At 60.8% G+C, this 16,281-nt stretch carries 16 protein-coding genes; 9 read left to right on the forward strand and 7 right to left on the reverse strand.

What is annotated here, in order from left to right; translation table 11 throughout:
• Window positions 1-155: 155 nt before the first annotated feature.
• The 3 genes from rpoH (at window position 156) to G3256_RS05790 (ending at window position 2,482) form a co-directional block, all read left to right on the forward strand.
• Complete coding sequence (rpoH, locus tag G3256_RS05780; RefSeq protein WP_169639913.1) at window positions 156-1,052, forward strand: RNA polymerase sigma factor RpoH; 897 nt, start codon at window positions 156-158, stop codon at window positions 1,050-1,052.
• Between the two features lie 144 nt (window positions 1,053-1,196).
• Window positions 1,197-1,466 carry a DksA/TraR family C4-type zinc finger protein gene (locus tag G3256_RS05785; RefSeq protein ID WP_169639914.1) on the forward strand — a complete coding sequence of 90 codons (270 nt, stop codon included), beginning with the start codon at window positions 1,197-1,199 and terminating at the stop codon, window positions 1,464-1,466.
• Window positions 1,467-1,507: 41 nt separating this feature from the next.
• Window positions 1,508-2,482: a Gfo/Idh/MocA family protein gene (locus G3256_RS05790; protein ID WP_169639915.1), complete on the forward strand. Its 975-nt coding sequence runs from the start codon at window positions 1,508-1,510 to the stop codon at window positions 2,480-2,482.
• On the opposite strand, the gene G3256_RS05795 is transcribed toward G3256_RS05790, so the two are convergent.
• From G3256_RS05795 to G3256_RS05820, 6 genes are all read right to left on the reverse strand, one after another.
• Entirely contained in the window at window positions 2,479-4,299 is a 1,821-nt protein-coding gene (locus G3256_RS05795) for a M3 family oligoendopeptidase (protein ID WP_169639916.1), read from the reverse strand. The two genes, G3256_RS05790 and G3256_RS05795, sit on opposite strands and share 4 nt — an antisense overlap.
• Window positions 4,300-4,375: 76 nt before the next feature.
• Window positions 4,376-5,260 carry an amidohydrolase family protein gene (locus G3256_RS05800; protein WP_169639917.1) on the reverse strand — a complete coding sequence of 295 codons (885 nt, stop codon included), beginning with the start codon at window positions 5,258-5,260 and terminating at the stop codon, window positions 4,376-4,378.
• Entirely contained in the window at window positions 5,253-6,851 is a 1,599-nt protein-coding gene (locus G3256_RS05805; protein ID WP_169639918.1) for an ATP-dependent DNA ligase, read from the reverse strand. Before G3256_RS05805 ends, G3256_RS05800 begins: the two co-directional genes overlap by 8 nt.
• Window positions 6,848-7,861 (reverse strand): ligase-associated DNA damage response exonuclease, encoded by a 1,014-nt coding sequence (locus G3256_RS05810; RefSeq protein ID WP_169639919.1) that lies wholly within the window; start codon window positions 7,859-7,861, stop codon window positions 6,848-6,850. Before G3256_RS05810 ends, G3256_RS05805 begins: the two co-directional genes overlap by 4 nt.
• Before the next feature lie 38 nt (window positions 7,862-7,899).
• On the reverse strand, window positions 7,900-8,847 hold the full coding sequence (locus G3256_RS05815) for an alpha/beta fold hydrolase (RefSeq protein ID WP_169639920.1): 948 nt from the start codon (window positions 8,845-8,847) through the stop codon (window positions 7,900-7,902).
• Complete coding sequence (locus G3256_RS05820; RefSeq protein ID WP_169639921.1) at window positions 8,847-9,137, reverse strand: SCP2 sterol-binding domain-containing protein; 291 nt, start codon at window positions 9,135-9,137, stop codon at window positions 8,847-8,849. Before G3256_RS05820 ends, G3256_RS05815 begins: the two co-directional genes overlap by 1 nt.
• A 74-nt stretch (window positions 9,138-9,211) precedes the next feature.
• On the opposite strand from G3256_RS05820, the gene G3256_RS05825 reads away from it, so the two are divergent.
• From G3256_RS05825 to G3256_RS05845, 5 genes are all read left to right on the forward strand, one after another.
• Entirely contained in the window at window positions 9,212-9,769 is a 558-nt protein-coding gene (locus G3256_RS05825) for a tetratricopeptide repeat protein (RefSeq protein ID WP_169639922.1), read from the forward strand.
• A gap of 24 nt (window positions 9,770-9,793) precedes the next feature.
• Entirely contained in the window at window positions 9,794-12,781 is a 2,988-nt protein-coding gene (locus tag G3256_RS05830) for a helicase-related protein (RefSeq protein ID WP_206040797.1), read from the forward strand.
• Window positions 12,782-13,159 carry an RNA-binding S4 domain-containing protein gene (locus G3256_RS05835; RefSeq protein WP_169639923.1) on the forward strand — a complete coding sequence of 126 codons (378 nt, stop codon included), beginning with the start codon at window positions 12,782-12,784 and terminating at the stop codon, window positions 13,157-13,159.
• 51 nt (window positions 13,160-13,210) lie between these two features.
• Window positions 13,211-13,549 (forward strand): ferredoxin FdxA, encoded by a 339-nt coding sequence (fdxA, locus tag G3256_RS05840; RefSeq protein WP_169639924.1) that lies wholly within the window; start codon window positions 13,211-13,213, stop codon window positions 13,547-13,549.
• Between the two features lie 293 nt (window positions 13,550-13,842).
• Window positions 13,843-14,355: a CarD family transcriptional regulator gene (locus G3256_RS05845; protein ID WP_169639925.1), complete on the forward strand. Its 513-nt coding sequence runs from the start codon at window positions 13,843-13,845 to the stop codon at window positions 14,353-14,355.
• 63 nt (window positions 14,356-14,418) lie between these two features.
• Here G3256_RS05845 and G3256_RS05850 read toward each other — a convergent pair whose 3' ends face one another.
• Window positions 14,419-15,180 (reverse strand): adenosylcobinamide-GDP ribazoletransferase, encoded by a 762-nt coding sequence (locus G3256_RS05850; RefSeq protein ID WP_169639926.1) that lies wholly within the window; start codon window positions 15,178-15,180, stop codon window positions 14,419-14,421.
• A gap of 84 nt (window positions 15,181-15,264) precedes the next feature.
• On the opposite strand from G3256_RS05850, the gene cobT reads away from it, so the two are divergent.
• The gene (gene cobT, locus G3256_RS05855; RefSeq protein WP_169639927.1) at window positions 15,265-16,278 is read left to right on the forward strand and encodes a nicotinate-nucleotide--dimethylbenzimidazole phosphoribosyltransferase; all 1,014 of its coding nucleotides are present in this window, start codon (window positions 15,265-15,267) and stop codon (window positions 16,276-16,278) included.
• Window positions 16,279-16,281: the final 3 nt, after the last annotated feature.

The raw sequence follows: 16,281 nt of genomic DNA on the forward strand, positions 1-16,281 counted from the left end.
ACAGCACTGTGAGGTGTTAACGGCGGCGCTTTGTGGCAAGCTTTCCTTAATCAATGGTCGGTACTGTTCGCGTTAACATTTTCTTCGGTCCGCACTTGAACTGATCAGTTCAGTTCCCATATTGATGTTAAGGACCTAAACATTGGGAGGCTCCCATGGCAAATTATGCAAATCTGCCCGCACCGACACCAGAAGGCGGCCTGAACCGCTATATGCAGGAAATCCGCAAATTTCCGCTGCTGGAGCCGGAAGAAGAATACATGCTGGCCAAGCGCTGGGTTGAGGAGCAGGACACTGAAGCTGCTCATAAAATGGTGACATCGCACCTGCGCCTGGCGGCCAAGATTGCGATGGGCTATCGCGGTTACGGGCTGCCTCAGGCAGAGGTGATCTCAGAGGCGAACGTGGGTCTGATGCAGGCTGTTAAACGCTTCGATCCTGAAAAAGGCTTCCGGCTTGCGACCTATGCAATGTGGTGGATCCGGGCGTCTATTCAGGAATATATCCTGCGCAGCTGGTCGCTCGTCAAACTCGGCACGACCTCAGGCCAGAAGAAACTGTTCTTTAATCTGCGGAAAGCAAAGAACAAGATCGGTGCGCTTGAAGAAGGCGATATGCACCCCGATAACGTCAAGCGGATCGCAACGGATCTCGGTGTGACCGAAGCAGAGGTTATCTCGATGAACCGGCGCATGTCGGGCGGCGATGCGTCCCTGAATGCGACTGTCGGCTCTGAGGGCGAAGGCACGATGCAGTGGCAGGACTGGCTCGAGGATGAGGATGCTGATCAGGCGTCTGATTATGAGGAGCGGGACGAACTGACCGCGCGGCGCGAGCTGCTCGCGGAAGCGATGAGCGTTCTCAATGACCGCGAGAAAGACATCCTGACGCAGCGACGCCTGTCGGACGAGACCGTTACCCTTGAGGATCTCAGCGGCGAATACAACGTCAGCCGCGAGCGCATCAGGCAGATCGAGGTGCGCGCCTTTGAGAAGCTGCAGAAGAAAATGCGCGATCTTGCGAAGGAAAAGGGCATGCTGGCCACCGCCTGATGCCCGCGACCCAACTCTGACAACCGGCCCGCGCAGTCTCCGCTGCGCGGGTTTTTTCATGGCCTGACCTGGTTTCTGGCCGGTCAGGCGGGAATTGCATGACGCGTCTGCGCATGGCAGACTTAACGGTAAGGAGTTTCAGATATGGCTGGCGGATGGGCGCGCGATGGCGCGGTGAACGAACAGATTGAGGCCTCGGTATCGGATGAACTGGCGCGGCTCAAAGCCCGGCGCCAGCCGCAAGGGGAGAGCCTCTCCCACTGTGCGGAATGTGATGAACCGATCCCGGAGGCACGCCGCGCGGCCCAGCCAGGCGTGAAGCTCTGCATCGACTGTATGCGTGAGCATGACAGCGCATTTCAGACGCGCGGCGGGATCAACCGCCGGGGGTCAAAAGACAGCCAGCTGAAATAAGCACCGGCGCGCGGAGCCGGACAGAACACAGGAAAATCACAATGACACATCTGAGATGGGGCATCCTCGGGGCGTCGAATTTTGCAGCCGAACAAATGGCCCCGGCCATTCATGCAGCAAAGGGTGCCGATCTCGTAGCACTTGGCACGTCGGATCCGCAGAAGGCGGCGCGGTTTACCGCCTTTGCGCCCGGTCTGACCCTGCACGACACTTACGATGCTGTTCTGGCCGACCCGGACGTCGATGCGATCTATATCCCGCTGCCGAACCACCTGCATGTGGAATGGTCCCTGAAAGCTCTGGAGGCCGGCAAACACGTGCTCTGCGAAAAGCCCATGACGATGCGCGCGGATGAATTTGACCAGCTGATCGCGGCGCGGGACAAATCCGGCAAGCTGGCCGCTGAGGCCTTTATGATCGTGCACCACCCGCAGTTTCTGCGCGCAAAGGAGCTTGTTTCGTCAGGTTCCATCGGGACCCTGCGTCATGTGGATGCCGTCTTTTCCTATTGCAACACCGATACCGGGAATATCCGCAACCAGGCGCAGGCGGGCGGTGGTGGGCTGCCGGACATCGGCGTCTATACCTTTGGCTCGACGCGGTTTGTGACCGGACAGGAACCCGATGCCGTGCCCTTTGCCCGGATTGATTTTGAAAACGATGTGGATGTCTTTGTGCAGATGGCGGCCGGGTTTCCGGATTTCAGCTATGCGGCGGTGATCTCGATGCGCATGTTTAACCGGCAGGAGGTTGTGTTTCATGGTGACAGAGGCGTGTTGCGAATGACCTGCCCGTTCAATGCAGCCGTTTATGACCAGGCAGAGCTTTCGCTGGAAACCGCCGGGCAGACGCGCAGGGTTGAGCGGTTTCCGGGGGTCAATCACTACGTTCTTCAGGTTGAGGCTTTCACCGAAGCAGCGCGCACTGGCGGCAAATATGCGTGCCCGCTCGAATTCTCGAAGGGCACGCAACGGATGATCGATATGACCTTTGCCGCAGCAAAGAAGGGTGCTTAGCCCTCCATCGCCTCAAGCTCGTCGATAAAGCCCGAAATCATGCTGAGGCCCTTGTCCCAGAACGCGGGGTCAGAGGCATCAAGGCCGAAGGGTGCCAGCAGTTCTTTGTGATGCTTTGAGCCGCCGGCCTTGAGCATCTCGAAGTACTTATCCTCGAACCCTTCGTCGCCTTCGGCATAGACCGCGTAGAGCGCGTTCACCAGGCCGTCGCCAAACGCATAGGCATATACGTAGAAGGGCGAGTGCACGAAGTGCGGAATATAGGCCCAGAAGGTCTCATAGCCGTCCATAAACTCAAAGGCCGGCCCGAGGCTTTCTGCCTGCACTGACATCCAGAGCGCGTTGATGTCATCCGGTGTCAGCTCACCACCCCGACGGGCCTCGTGCAGCTTGCATTCAAAATCATAAAACGCGATCTGGCGCACGACCGTGTTGATCATATCCTCGACTTTGCCGGCGAGCATCACTTTGCGCTGCGCGTCGTCTTTCGCACCATCAAGCATTTTGCGGAACGTCAGCATCTCGCCAAAGACACTGGCCGTTTCGGCAAGCGTGAGCGGGGTGGAGGAGAGCATCTCACCCTGACCGGCGGCCAGCACCTGGTGCACCCCGTGGCCAAGCTCATGCGCGAGCGTCATCACATCGCGCGGTTTACCGAGATAATTCAGCATCACGTAAGGATGAACGTTGGTCACGGTGGGGTGGGCAAAGGCGCCGGGTGCTTTGCCGGGTTTCACGGCAGCATCGATCCACCCTTTCCGGAAAAACGGCTCCGCAAGTTCACCCATGCGCGGATCGAACGCGTTATAGGCATCCATCACAGTCTTTTCCGCCTGCGCCCAGTCGACCGTGCGGTTGTCTTCCATCGGCAGCGGCGCGTTGCGGTCCCAGACCTGCATCGTGTCCAGCCCCAGCCATTTGCGCTTCAGCTCGTAGTAGCGATGGCTCAGTTTCGGGTAGGCATTTACAACTGCGTTGCGGAGCGCCTCAACCACCTCGGGCTCCACCTGATTGCTCAGATGCCGGCCTGTCTGTGCGGTTTCCATCCCGCGCCAGCGGTCGAGGATCTCTTTTTCCTTGGCCTGTGTGTTATGCACCCGGGCGAAGGTTTTGATGTTGTCGGAGAACACATCTGCCAGTTCGCGCGCCGCAGCCTCGCGTTTGCTGCGATCGGTGTCGGTGAGCAGGTTCAGAGTGCCTTCGATGTTGAGTGCATCGCCATCCACCTCAAATTCCAGACCCGCGATGGTTTCATCAAAAAGCCGCTCCCAGGCATCGCCGACGACGCCCAGATCGTGCAGGAACTTCTCCATCTCATCAGAGAGCTGATAGGGCTTCATCGCGCGGATACGGTCGAACACGGGTTTGTAGCGCGCAAGATCCGCGTTTCTGGCATAAAGCGTATCCAGGTGCCCGTCCTCAAGCCGGTTGATTTCGAGCGTGAAAAACACCAGCGGCGTGGTGAAATTAGTGATCTTTTCCTGCAGGTCGGACATGAATTTGGCTCGTCCCGCATCGGTCGTGAGCTGGTAATAACGCAGGCCCGCATAGGACATAAGACGCCCTGCGACCTGGTTGATTTTCTCCTGGCGCAGCACGCAGTCGAGAAAAGCCTCCGCCTCAAGCGTGTCAAGTTTGCCCTCATAGTCGGCGGCAAAACTGCTGCAGGCCTGCTCCAGCCAGTCCAGATCGCGCTTGAGCTCAGGGGCATCCTCGCCGGTATAAAGATCGTCGAGGTTCCATTCCGGCAGATCGCCGAAAGGGGTCGCGCCACCGGCGGCATTTGCATCGCGAAGGGGAAAGGGAAGCTGAAACATGGTCGTCCTCATCTGTGGTTTGCTCCTACCTAGGGTGCCGCCGGTCCGGGGACAAGCAAGCACCGGGCGCGCGGGCTCAGAAGCCGAAAAGATTAGCGGGATTTTGAACGAGAATGCGCTCGCGGGTGGCCCGGTCGCTAACCACCCGGTGAAAGGCGTTAAGCAGTTCCGCAGCCACAGGCATCTCTGCATCCGCGAGCATCAGGTGCGGCCAGTCTGAGCCCCAGAGGCAGCGTTCCGGGTTTGCCGCGACAAGGGCTGCGACCAGCGCATCTGCCCGGTCATAAGGAGCGGGGCACATGCGGTAGAGTGCGGAGAGTTTGACCCAGGCTTTGCCGTCGGCGAGCAGGTTGCAGAGCGTGCGGAATCCGTCACTTTCGGGTATCATCCCGTCTGCCGGCCAGCCGATGTGATCAAAAACCACGTCCACGGGCAGATGCCGGACATCCTCAGCGATCTCCTCCAGATGGCGATCTGCATGCGCCAGCATCTGAATGTGCAGCCCGCGGTCGGCCAGTGCCGGCGCCATGGCCTTCGCACCGGCCCAGGTCAGCACGCCGCCATGCACGTAGTTGAGGCGCAAGGCGACCATGTTCTGGTCGGTAAAGGTATCCATCTGCGCTTCGGTCGCACCATCGCGCAGCAAACCGACGCCGCGAAAGTCTGCACCCATGCGCCGGACGGCCTCGACCGTGACGCTGTTGTCCGTGCCGTAAAGGATCGAATGCACGATCAGCCCGCGCGAAAATCCAAGGGTTTCCAGATGATTGCGATAGATCGCGAGCCAGCCGTCGAGGTCAGGGCCCGGCGCCGGGTCTTCTGCGCGACCGTCCCAAAGGGGATACTCGCCCGCGGCTGCCACAAGATGCACATGCGCGTCGCAGGCACCCGCAGGAGCCTTCGTTTCAGGCGCCCGCGGATCTGGTGGCATTCCGGCGGCAGGTTTTTCCGTCTCAGCCATAAATTCTCAGCATATCGTTCAGGTCATCCAGGGTGTTGGCCTCCTGCAGAGGTTTATCCTGACGCCAGCGTGACATGCGTGGAAACCTGAGCGCCACCCCTGATTTGTGGCGGGGGCTTTCCTGAATGCCCTCAAAGGCGATCTCGAAAACATGATGCGGTGTCACCTGGCGGACGGGCCCGAACCGCTGAAGGGTGTTCTTGCGCACCCAGGCAGTGATCTGACGGAATTCGGCATCGGTGAGGCCCGAATAGGCCTTGGTGAAAGGCACCAGATCGTTGCCGTTCCAGACCGCAAAGGTGAAATCAGTGAAGAGATTTGCGCGCCGCCCGTGTCCTGCCTGTGCATATATCATCACCGCGTCGATGGTGAGGGGGTCGAGCTTCCATTTCCACCAGTCACCTTTCTTGCGGCCGGTCAGATAGGGGCTTTCGGCGCGTTTGAGCATGACGCCCTCAGCCTGTTCCTCGCGTGCCTCCGCACGCAGGTCTGCAAGCGCGTCCCAGCTGTCAAAATTCAGTTGCGGTGACAGGCGTACGGGCGCATCGGGCGGCAGGCTGGCGCAGAGATCCTCGAGCAGGCACCGCCGGCCGGCAAAGGGGGTGTCGCGCAGGTCAGCGCCTTCGTGCTCCAGCAGGTCATAGGCGTGCAGCACGACGGGCGCCTCCGCAAGCAGCTTTTTCGGCACTGTTTTGCGCCCGATACGTTTCTGCAGAGCATTAAAGCTCGCGGGCCGGTCCGCGCGGGCGTGCCAGACCAGCAGTTCGCCGTCGAGCACCGTGCCGTCGGGCAGGAAGTCCACTGCACGGGCAAGCTCAGGAAAACGGTTCGTCATCAGCTCTTCGCCGCGCGACCAGACAAAATGCTGACCTTCGCGCAGAATGAGCTGGCCGCGGATCCCGTCCCATTTCCATTCCGCGCGCCAGTCCTGCGTCGGGCCCAGCGTTTCAGGTGTGTCTTCAAGCGCATAGGCAAGATAAAACGGATAGGGGCGCGAGGCGTCAGCAGCGCTGTCCTTCGCCTCGATCAGCGTCTCCCATGACGTGTCATCGGGGTGCCAGGTGCCCATCAGCCGGTGTGCCAGTTCAGGCTCGGATTTGCCCGTGGCTTTCGCAAGGGCCCGGGTCATCAGCTTCTGACTGATACCCACCCGAAAGCCGCCGGTGATGAGCTTGTTGAAAACGAAGCGCTCGGTTCCGCCAAGGCAGGACCAGGCGTCCAGAACAAAAGCCTTGCGCGCGGCCTCATCAAGATCAGGGACGCCACGTAAAGCATTGATCCAGAATGAAAGAGAACGATCATCGGTCGTTGTTAGCGGAGGCAGAACGAGGGCGATGGTTTCTGCCAGATCACCCACAACCGGATAGCATTCCTCAAAGAGCCAGAGCGGGATGCCCGCCATTTCCGCCCCCCATTCGCGCAGTTTTGTGGTTGTCACCGCACGTTTCGGACGGCGCCCGGAGAAAAGCGCGATGGTCCAGAGCCGGTCTGCCTCCGGGGCAGCTGCGAAGTAATCCGCCAGAGCCGCCACTTTGACATTGGTTTTCGTGCTTTGATCGATCGCGTTGAAGAGGGCGGAAAACCGTTTCATTCGGTTTCATCCTGATCCGGTGCTTCGCCCTCAAACTGGGTGGGCACAACTTCGGCTGACCAGCCGTTTTCATTCAGATACTGAGCGAAGGTATCTGTGTAACCATGTGTCACATATATATTTTCTGCTCCCGTGTCCCTGATGGCACTGAGCAGCCCGTTCCAGTCAGCATGGTCCGAAATCACAAACCCGCGGTCGCCTGCGCGCCGCCTGCGCACGCCGCGCAGTTGCATCCAGCCACTGGCAAACGCGCTCTCCTGTGCGCCGAACTTTCGCGCCCAGGCACTCCCGAGTGCCGAAGGTGGCGCGAGCACCAGAGCACCGGGATAGTCTTTTGGTCTGATCCCGGCATCTGCCTTTACCGTATCGGGCAGCGTCACGCCCTGATCGCGCAGTATGCCGTTTGTCGCCTCCACGGCACCATGCGTCAGTACCGGCCCGATCGAAGTGTCCAGCATGCGCAGAAGCCTTTGAGCTTTGCCAAGTGCGTAGGCGCCGAGAAAAGCGGTCTTGCCGGCGGCGGCACAGCCTGCCCACCAGTCGTTGATTTCAAGGGCCACAACCGGCTGCGGTTGCCAGTTGAAGACGGGCAGGCCAAAGGTGGATTCGGTTATGAAGTGATGACACCGGACCGGCTCAAAGGGCTCGGAAAGACCATCATCCTCGACCTTGTAGTCTCCGGAGGCGACCCAGACCTCGCCGTTTACCGCGACCCGGATCTGTGCTGAGCCGGGCACGTGACCTGCCGGGTGAAAGGAGACTTCCGCCTGACCGATTTTCCGTGTTTCTCCAAAGGCGATGCCTTCGGCGGAGATGTCTCCGAGCCGGTGCCGCATGACGGGAAGAGCGCTGTGTGTCGCAAGGTATGATCCGTGGCCGGGACGCGCGTGATCCGCATGGCCGTGGGTGATCAGCGCCCGGTCCACCGGCCGCCAGGGGTCAATATAAAATCCGCCGGCCGCGCACCAGATGCCGCGATCGGTAAAAGTGAGGACTGGTTCGCGCGTCATACCGGTAATCTAGAGGACAGCGCTCGGATTCCCAGGGCTCAGCGACGGGGGCGGTTGGCAAATACCTCTGTCATCCTGTCAAAGACCGGTCCGGCGACCGCATCGCTTTCCATCATCACCTCATGCTCACCGTCTTCGACGATTTCAAGCGCCCCGTTATTCCACTCCTGCATCCGCCGGTGGATTGCCGGAACTTCGACGATCCGCTCGTTTGAGCCCAGAAAGGTGACGCAGGGCAGGGCCGGCGAGGGGCGGGACGCGAGATGCCGCGTTTCTGCCAGAGCTTCACGCAGCCAGACAAAACTGGGCCCGCCTAGGCTGAGTTCCGGGTGTGTGGTCAGCTGGTCGCGCATGATCGCAAACTGGTCGCGGTCGCGGGTCAGCAGATTGTTGTCGAACCCGTCGGCGACCACGTGATGTTCGATGCGGGTGCCGGGTGGCAACCTGTGCCCCTGGCCAACACGCGGCATCAGGTGCCCCAGAGCCCATGCGAGGGGGCGTATATGGGGCGCGATCCGGATGCCCCACATCGGTCCGGTGAAGGCGGTGGCCTGAACCGGCGCGCCCTCAATCGCGGCCCGCAGTCCGATCGCTCCGCCCATCGAATGGCCGAGCAGAAACCAGGGACGCGGCATATTCAGCTGCCGCGCGACGCGCAGCATGGCCGCCACGTCCTTCTGGTAATCGGTGAAATGCTCGACATGACCGATCAGGGGATTGTCCAGCAGTCGGTCAGAGAGGCCCTGACCGCGCCAGTCAATCGCCATCGCCGCATAGCCGCGGGTCCGGAGGGCGTCGGCAACCTGGCCGTATTTTTCAATAAATTCCGTGCGACCGGGAAAGATAAGTACGGTGCCGCGCGCCTGGTTCAGCGGCCAGTGGCCAGTCCGCAGACGCACGCCGTCTGACGCGGTAATCCAGTGCGCCGCACCCTCTTCGGGCCCATGAGAGATCCCGGTGTAAAAGGGCGCGGCTGCAAGCGTCATCAGGCGAGAGCAGATGCCAGCTGCATGGCCATCCCCATATCGCCATCGACCGAGAGCTTGCCGGTCATAAAGGCGCTTGTCGGATTGGTCTCGCCTTCGAGAATAGCCCGGAAAGTATCGACGTCGGCCGTCAGCGTCACATCTGCCGGCTCGTCACCGGCGCGCGCGCCGGTGCTGTCCATCATAATGCTGCCTTCGCCGGCGATATCGAATTTCGCGGTGCCGCCAAAATCTGCACCGCTCAGTTTTTCGTTCAGTGCGACCACTGCTTCATTCACAATTTCACTCATTTTCCGGCCCTTTTGCCTGTGGCGGTCCGCGGGGTCTGGAATTGCCCGCGTCGCCTGTTACATTCATAGCTGTTATGAGCATCAAAAGTATCAACCTCAAATCTGTCGTTGCGGCACTTCTCGCGGTTTTTGTGCTTTCCGTGCCATCCCAGGCACAGGACCGGGCCTCTGAACTGCTGCGCGAACTCAGCGAGGCGCCCGAATCAGAAGCCGGGCGGCTTGACCGTGAACTCAGTCTGATCTGGGACAGGTCGGGGTCGGCCTCGATGGATCTGTTGCTCCGGCGGGGCCGTGAAGCGCTGGAGGAAGACGACAACCGACGCGCGATCGAGCATCTGTCGGCGCTCACCGATCACGCACCGGATTTCGCCGAGGGCTGGCATGCGCGCGCAACCGCCTATTACCGGGCGGGTCTCTATGGCCCGGCCCTTGAGGATCTTCGCCGCGCTCTTGCGCTCAATCCCAGCAACTACAATGCTATTTTCGGTCTCGGTGTGATGTTGCGCGAGTTCGGTGATGAGGAGCGTGCGGCGGCAGCCTTTGACCGCGTGCTGGAGCTCAACCCGCACCACGAAAACGCGCAGACCGCCATCGAACAGCTCAGACGTGAAGGCATCGGCCGGACACTCTGACCCTCTCTTATCAAGGATATTGCCGTGGCAGGTGAGACGCGGGTGACGGCCGTTCTTGGCCCGACCAACACCGGGAAAACCACCTACGCGATCGAACGGATGCTGGCGCACAGAACCGGCGTCATCGGTCTGCCGCTGCGCCTGCTGGCGCGCGAGGTCTATGACCGGATCGTCGCTGCGCGCGGACCTTCTGTCGTGGCGCTGGTCACCGGTGAGGAGCGGATCGTCCCGCCAAGGACGCAGTACTGGGTCTGTACGGTGGAAGCGATGCCCGAGGGCATGGGCTGTGATTTTCTGGCAGTGGATGAGATTCAGCTCTGCGCAGACCCCGAGCGCGGGCATGTATTTACAGACCGGTTGCTGCGTGCACGGGGTCTGCATGAGACGCTTTTTCTGGGCTCGGATACGATGCGGGGTGCCATTCGCGAGCTCATTCCCGGTGCGCAGTTCATGCAGCGGGACAGGATGTCTGATCTGACCTATTCTGGTCCTAAAAAGATAAGCAGGATGCGTCCCCGTAGTGCAATAGTCGGGTTTTCGGTTGAAAATGTATATGCGATTGCAGAGCTGATCAGACGTCAGAAGGGGGGTGCGGCTGTGGTAATGGGCGCTCTGAGCCCCCGGACACGCAATGCCCAGGTGGAAATGTATCAGAATGGCGAGGTTGATTTTCTGGTAGCTACCGACGCCATCGGCATGGGGCTTAATCTCGATGTGGATCACGTCGCCTTTTCAGCGCTCAGCAAATTTGACGGGCGCCGCATGCGGATGCTGGCACCCAACGAGCTTGCGCAGATCGCAGGTCGTGCGGGCCGGGGCATGAAGGACGGCACCTTCGGCGTCACGGGCGAAGCGGCGCCGCTCACGGAGGATGTGGCGCGGGCCATCATGGATCACCGCTTCACCCCGCAGAAAAAACTGGTCTGGCGCAATTCAGCGCTGCAGTTCGGCTCGACAGAACGTCTGATTGCTTCGCTGGAGGTGTCCCCCGAGCATGAGATGCTGGTGCGTGCCCGCGAGGCGGATGACCTCGGCGCGCTCAGGGCCCTGTCACAGGTGCCTGAGATCATGGCGCGCTGTACCGACGGGCCGTCTGTGCGGCTCTTGTGGGACGTTTGCCGCATTCCTGATTTCCGAGGGATCAGCCACGCTGAACACGCCGGCCTTCTCGAAGCGATTTTTAACTTCCTGCACGAGCGCGGCCAGATCCCTGACGACTGGCTTGCCCGACAAATTAAACGGATTGACCGAACCGATGGCGACATTGATGCGTTATCCAAACGACTGGCCTTTATCAGGACATGGACGTATGTCGCGCAACGCAGGGGCTGGACAGGTGATGAAAGTCATTGGCGTGACGCGGCGCGTTCTGTAGAAGACCGATTGTCGGATGCGCTGCACGAGCGTCTGACCCAAAGATTTGTAGACCGGCGCACGTCCGTGCTTTTGCGCCGGCTCGGCCAGAAGGAAGCCATGGTGGCAGATGTATCGAATACCGGTGAAGTAACTGTAGAAGGCGAATTTGTAGGGCGGCTGGAAGGGTTCCGGTTCAGTCAGGACAAGGGCGGCGCGCCGGCAGAAACCAAAACCATTAAAACCGCGGCGCTTCAGGCGCTGGTCCCGCAGTTTCATCTGCGTGCGGACCGGTTTTACAACGCTCCCGACACCGAGATTGATTTTACCGAACAGGGCGGCCTGATGTGGGGCAAAGATGCCGTCGGCAAGCTGGTTGCCGGGGCCGATCTGCTCAAGCCACAGGTCGAGGTGTTCGTGGACGATATCGCGGGCCCGGACGTGGCGCAGAAGGTGCAGCGCAGGTTGCAGCATTTCATCGACCGGAAGATCGCCAGCCTGTTTGAGCCGTTGATGAACCTCAGCCGCGACGAGACGCTGACGGGCCTTGCCCGCGGTTTTGCATTTCGCATGGTCGAGGCTCTGGGGGTTATCCCGCGGGCCGAAGTTGCCGAGGATGTCAAAGCGCTGGATCAGGATGCACGCGGTGCGCTGCGCAAGCACGGTATCCGCTTTGGTCAGTTCACGATTTTTTTGCCACTGTTGCTGAAGCCCGCGCCGACGCGGCTGCGGCTGGTTCTGTGGTCGCTCGGCAAAGGCCTCGGCGAATTTCCTGAAGCACCGCCCCCCGGGCTGGTTACGATCCCTGTTGATCCTGCCGCACCGGCGGGGGCTGACACGATGTCGGGATACCGGATCGCAGGCGAGCGCGCCATCCGCATCGATATGCTGGAACGGCTCGCGGATATGCTGAGGGCTGAGAATTCACGCGCCGGTTTTGAGGCAAAGGCAGACATGCTGTCGATCACCGGGATGACGCTGGATCAGTTCGCCGACCTGATGCAGGGGCTGGGCTACAGGGCTGAAAAAGGCGAACGTGAGAAAGTGAAGCCTGCGGATGCTGCCGTCGCCGAAGCGACGGATGGCGCACCCGCCGCGCCGGATATGCCGGTGATGGATGTGGGCAGTGCAGAACCTGCCGAAAGACTTACCACGGAGAGCGCAGAGCCCGCTGATCCGCTGGCTGTCACGGAAGCAGAGCCCGCAACTCAGCCCCCGTCCGATGGCGTACCAGAGCCTGCCGAAAGTACTGAAAGGCCGCTTACTGCTGATGCGGTGCCGCCCGCTCTGGTCGCCGACGAGGCGCCGGCGGATACCGCCGCCCGGGATTCCGGACCGGCGGTCGATGAGGTGCCGTCGCATGAGACGCCTCCCGGTACCGCACCCGATTCTGAGGTCAGCGCGCAGGAAACGGAAGTGTTTTATACCTTCACCTGGGGCCGGGCGAACCGCGGTGCGGGGCAGGGCGCACGCCGGGGCGGGAACCGTCCGCAGGGTAAGGGCAAACCTCAGGGCAAAGGAAAGCGCGGTGGTTCGCGCCCGGGGGGAAAAGGCGACGGCGCTCAGAAGTATTCTGCCCGACCGCCAAAGCCCGAGAAAAAGATCGACCCGGACAATCCCTTTGCGGCGGCCCTCATGGGGCTGAAGGACAGCAAGTAATTGGCGGAAAAACTGCGGCTCGATAAGTGGCTCTGGCACGCCCGGTTCTTCAAGACCCGGTCGCTGGCAGCCAGCCGGGTCGCAGCTGGCGATGTCCGGGTGAACGGCACCCGGGTTGAGAAACGAAGCTTTGTCGTAACGCCGGGCGATGTTCTGACCTTTGCGCAGGGTGATGCTATTCGGGTTGTCCGCGTCGAAGCACCAGGTACAAGACGGGGCCCGGCGCCCGAAGCGCAGACGCTTTATTCTGATCTGTCCCCGCCGGAGCCCCGTGCCCGGAAAACTGCTCCTGAAAATCCGGCATTTGAGGGAAAAGGTCGCCCGACCAAGCGCGATCGTCGCAAGCTTGATCTTTCTAAGGCGCGGTCTCTTGAATGATCGGGACGCCTGATTTAGCTACCGGGCATCGCATTCTGAAAAGATGGTCTTATGACATATATCGTTAACGACAGCTGCATCGCCTGCAAATACACCGACTGTGTAGAAGTCTGCCCGGTGGACTGTTTTTACGAAGGCGAAAACATGCTCGTTATCCATCCGGACGAATGCATTGACTGCGGCGTTTGTGAGCCGGAATGCCCGGCGGATGCGATCCGTCCGGATACCGAGCCGGACATGGAAAAATGGGTCGAGTTCAACCGTAAGTATTCAGAACTCTGGCCTGTTATAATCACCAAAAAAGACCCGTTGCCCGAGGCAGACGAGCGGGACGGGGAAAGCGGCAAGCTGGAGAAATACTTCTCCGAAGCACCCGGCGAAGGCGGCTGAGCCACATCACGCGTGATTCGTGAGCGGACCTGACGGGGTTTCCGGCGAATAAACGCCTTTTTTTACTGAGAATTCCGGTGGCTGACGCAGGGGCAGCTTTTTTGACGCGCGTTTATGTGTTATATTACTGACGTAACAACAGACGGATGTCTTCTTACCTGCCCGCAGGCTATGCGCGCAGGAACCCGAAAACCGGCAATTACACACCTGCGTGCGTGGCTGATGGCCCCCGCTGAGTGTGCTTTTGACTGTCGGAAAAGCAGGACAGACGGATGTGGATTGAGGAAAACTGAATGACAAAATCGAAGAAACTTGATTTCCGACCCAATGAATTCGTCGTTTACCCCGCCCATGGTGTGGGCCAGATCCTGTCGATTGAAGAGCAGGAAGTTGCCGGCATCAAGCTGGAACTTTTCGTTATTTCTTTCGAAAAGGACAAGATGACGCTGAGGGTGCCGACGCACAAAGCGACGGAGATCGGGATGCGTGCGCTGAGCTCGCCGGATGTCATCACCCATGCAATGAAGACGCTTAAAGGCAAAGCCAAAGTGAAACGCGCAATGTGGTCGCGCCGTGCCCAGGAGTATGAGCAGAAGATCAACTCCGGCGATCTGATTGCCATCGCTGAGGTGGTGCGTGACCTGCACCGTACCGATGATCAGCGCGAACAGAGCTATTCGGAGCGTCAGCTTTATGAAGCAGCGCTTGAACGTCTGACACGCGAAGTCGCTGCCGTCAGTGGTGGCGATGAGCTTGCCGCATCGCGCCAGGTGGGTGATGTTCTCGACAGCCGCGTTGCTGCCTGAAACGCATTCTGTATCTGAACAGACTGAAACGCCCTGCTTTCACAGCGGGGCGTTTTTTCGGGGTCATCCTGATGTCGCTGCAAGCGTCATCAGGATGGTAACCTCGCCAAGCTGCTGAACCGTTCCGAGCACATCCCCGGTCTGACCGCCGATTTTGGATCGGGCGATCAGAGATACTGCGCCGGTGACGCCGAGCGCCAGGATAAAGGCTGCCACTGCCGGTGCGCCTGACAGGATCCCCGCGATAATCAGCCCGACCATAAGAGCTGTGAGGCTCAGCGTGCCATCCGGGCGGCCGACGCTGTGCGACATACCGCACGTGCGTGCATGGGGCAGGGCCGACATCACCAGCGGCATCAGTCCGCGCGACAGGGCTGCTGCTGCAACCACCGGTGCTGCGCCCATAGGGATCAGTGCCGTCAGGGCGGCCCATCGCATGCCCGTCACGATGATCAGCGCGAGGGTGCCGTAGCTGCCGATCTGGCTGTCTTTCATGATGTCGAGCCGGTGCTGCGCATCCTGCCCTCCCCAGAAACCATCAGCCACATCTGCCAGCCCGTCTTCGTGCAGCGCGCAGGTCATTGCCATCTGCGTTGCCAGGACGGCACCGGCGGCGAGGGCCGCAGGCAGCCCGGCCGCGTAAAGACCGGCCCCCAGAAGCCCGGCAGGCAGGCCTGTCACGATACCGGCAAGGGGATATGCCCAGACAGCGCGCGCGCTCTGCCCGAAGGCCGCTGCCGGCAGATGCGGCAGGGGCAGGCGGGTCAGCAGGGTCAGCGCCACAAGCATCTGCGTGACCGGAGCGGGTAAATTGTCGGTTTTCATCTGCGGGCGGCCTTTTCCCGGCTTGCTGTGAGGTCTGCAATGGGTAAACAGGAGCAACCAGTCATGCAACCCGGGGGCCCGAAAATGACCGCAGAATTCAATGATATGGCGGGCTTTCGTGCTCTGCTGGAGCGGCAGCCGGACACCGACAGCGGCGCACGTGATGCAGCGGCTGAGCGCAACGGGCAGCTGACCAAACCCCCCGGCGCCCTGGGACGGCTGGAAGATCTGGCGATCTGGTATGCCGGCTGGCGCGGGACGGCCACACCTTCTGTGACTGCGCCGCAGGTGATCGTTTTTGCCGGCAACCACGGGGTTGCAGCGCGCGGGGTTTCCGCCTTTCCGCCGGAAGTGACCGCGCAGATGGTGGCGAATTTTGAGCATGGCGGTGCAGCCATTAACCAGCTTGCCGCAGCGGCCGGTGCAAAGCTTGATGTGCATGCTCTCTCTCTTGAGGACCCGACGGATGATTTCACGACGGGACCTGCGATGTCTGAAGCGGCGCTCTGTACTGCACTGCGCACCGGCTGGGAGGCCGTCGACGAGACTGCGGATGTGCTTATTGTCGGTGAGATGGGGATTGGCAATACCACGCCGGCGGCCGCCCTGGCGGCGGCGCTTCTGGGCGGAGAGGCCGATGAGTGGACCGGGCGTGGTACGGGTGTCGATGATGCCGGTCTGGCCGGTAAGACGCGCGTCGTTGCCGAGGGGCTGCGCCTGCACGCGGGCAGGGGCGACGGTGTTGAGACACTGCGCCGGCTGGGGGGGCGGGAACTGGCGGCGATGGCGGGTGCAATCGCGCGTGCGCGCAGCCTGCGCATACCGGTGATCCTCGATGGGTTTATCTGCTGTTCGGCGGCTCTGACGCTGGAAAAGACCTGCTCAGGTGCGCTCGATCACTGCGTTGCCGGACATTTGAGTGCTGAAGGTGCACATGGCAAAGTGCTTGCTGCTCTGGGCAAAGAGCCGCTTTTGTCGCTGGGGCTGCGCCTTGGTGAAGCCTCCGGTGGCGCGCTGGCGATCCCCGTGCTGAAGGCGGCCGTGGCCTGCCTGAGCGGCATGGCCACCTTTGCCGAAGCCGGTGTCTCAGACGGGTAGCCG

Source organism: Roseobacter ponti, assembly GCF_012932215.1.
GTDB classification, from domain to species: domain Bacteria; phylum Pseudomonadota; class Alphaproteobacteria; order Rhodobacterales; family Rhodobacteraceae; genus Roseobacter; species Roseobacter ponti.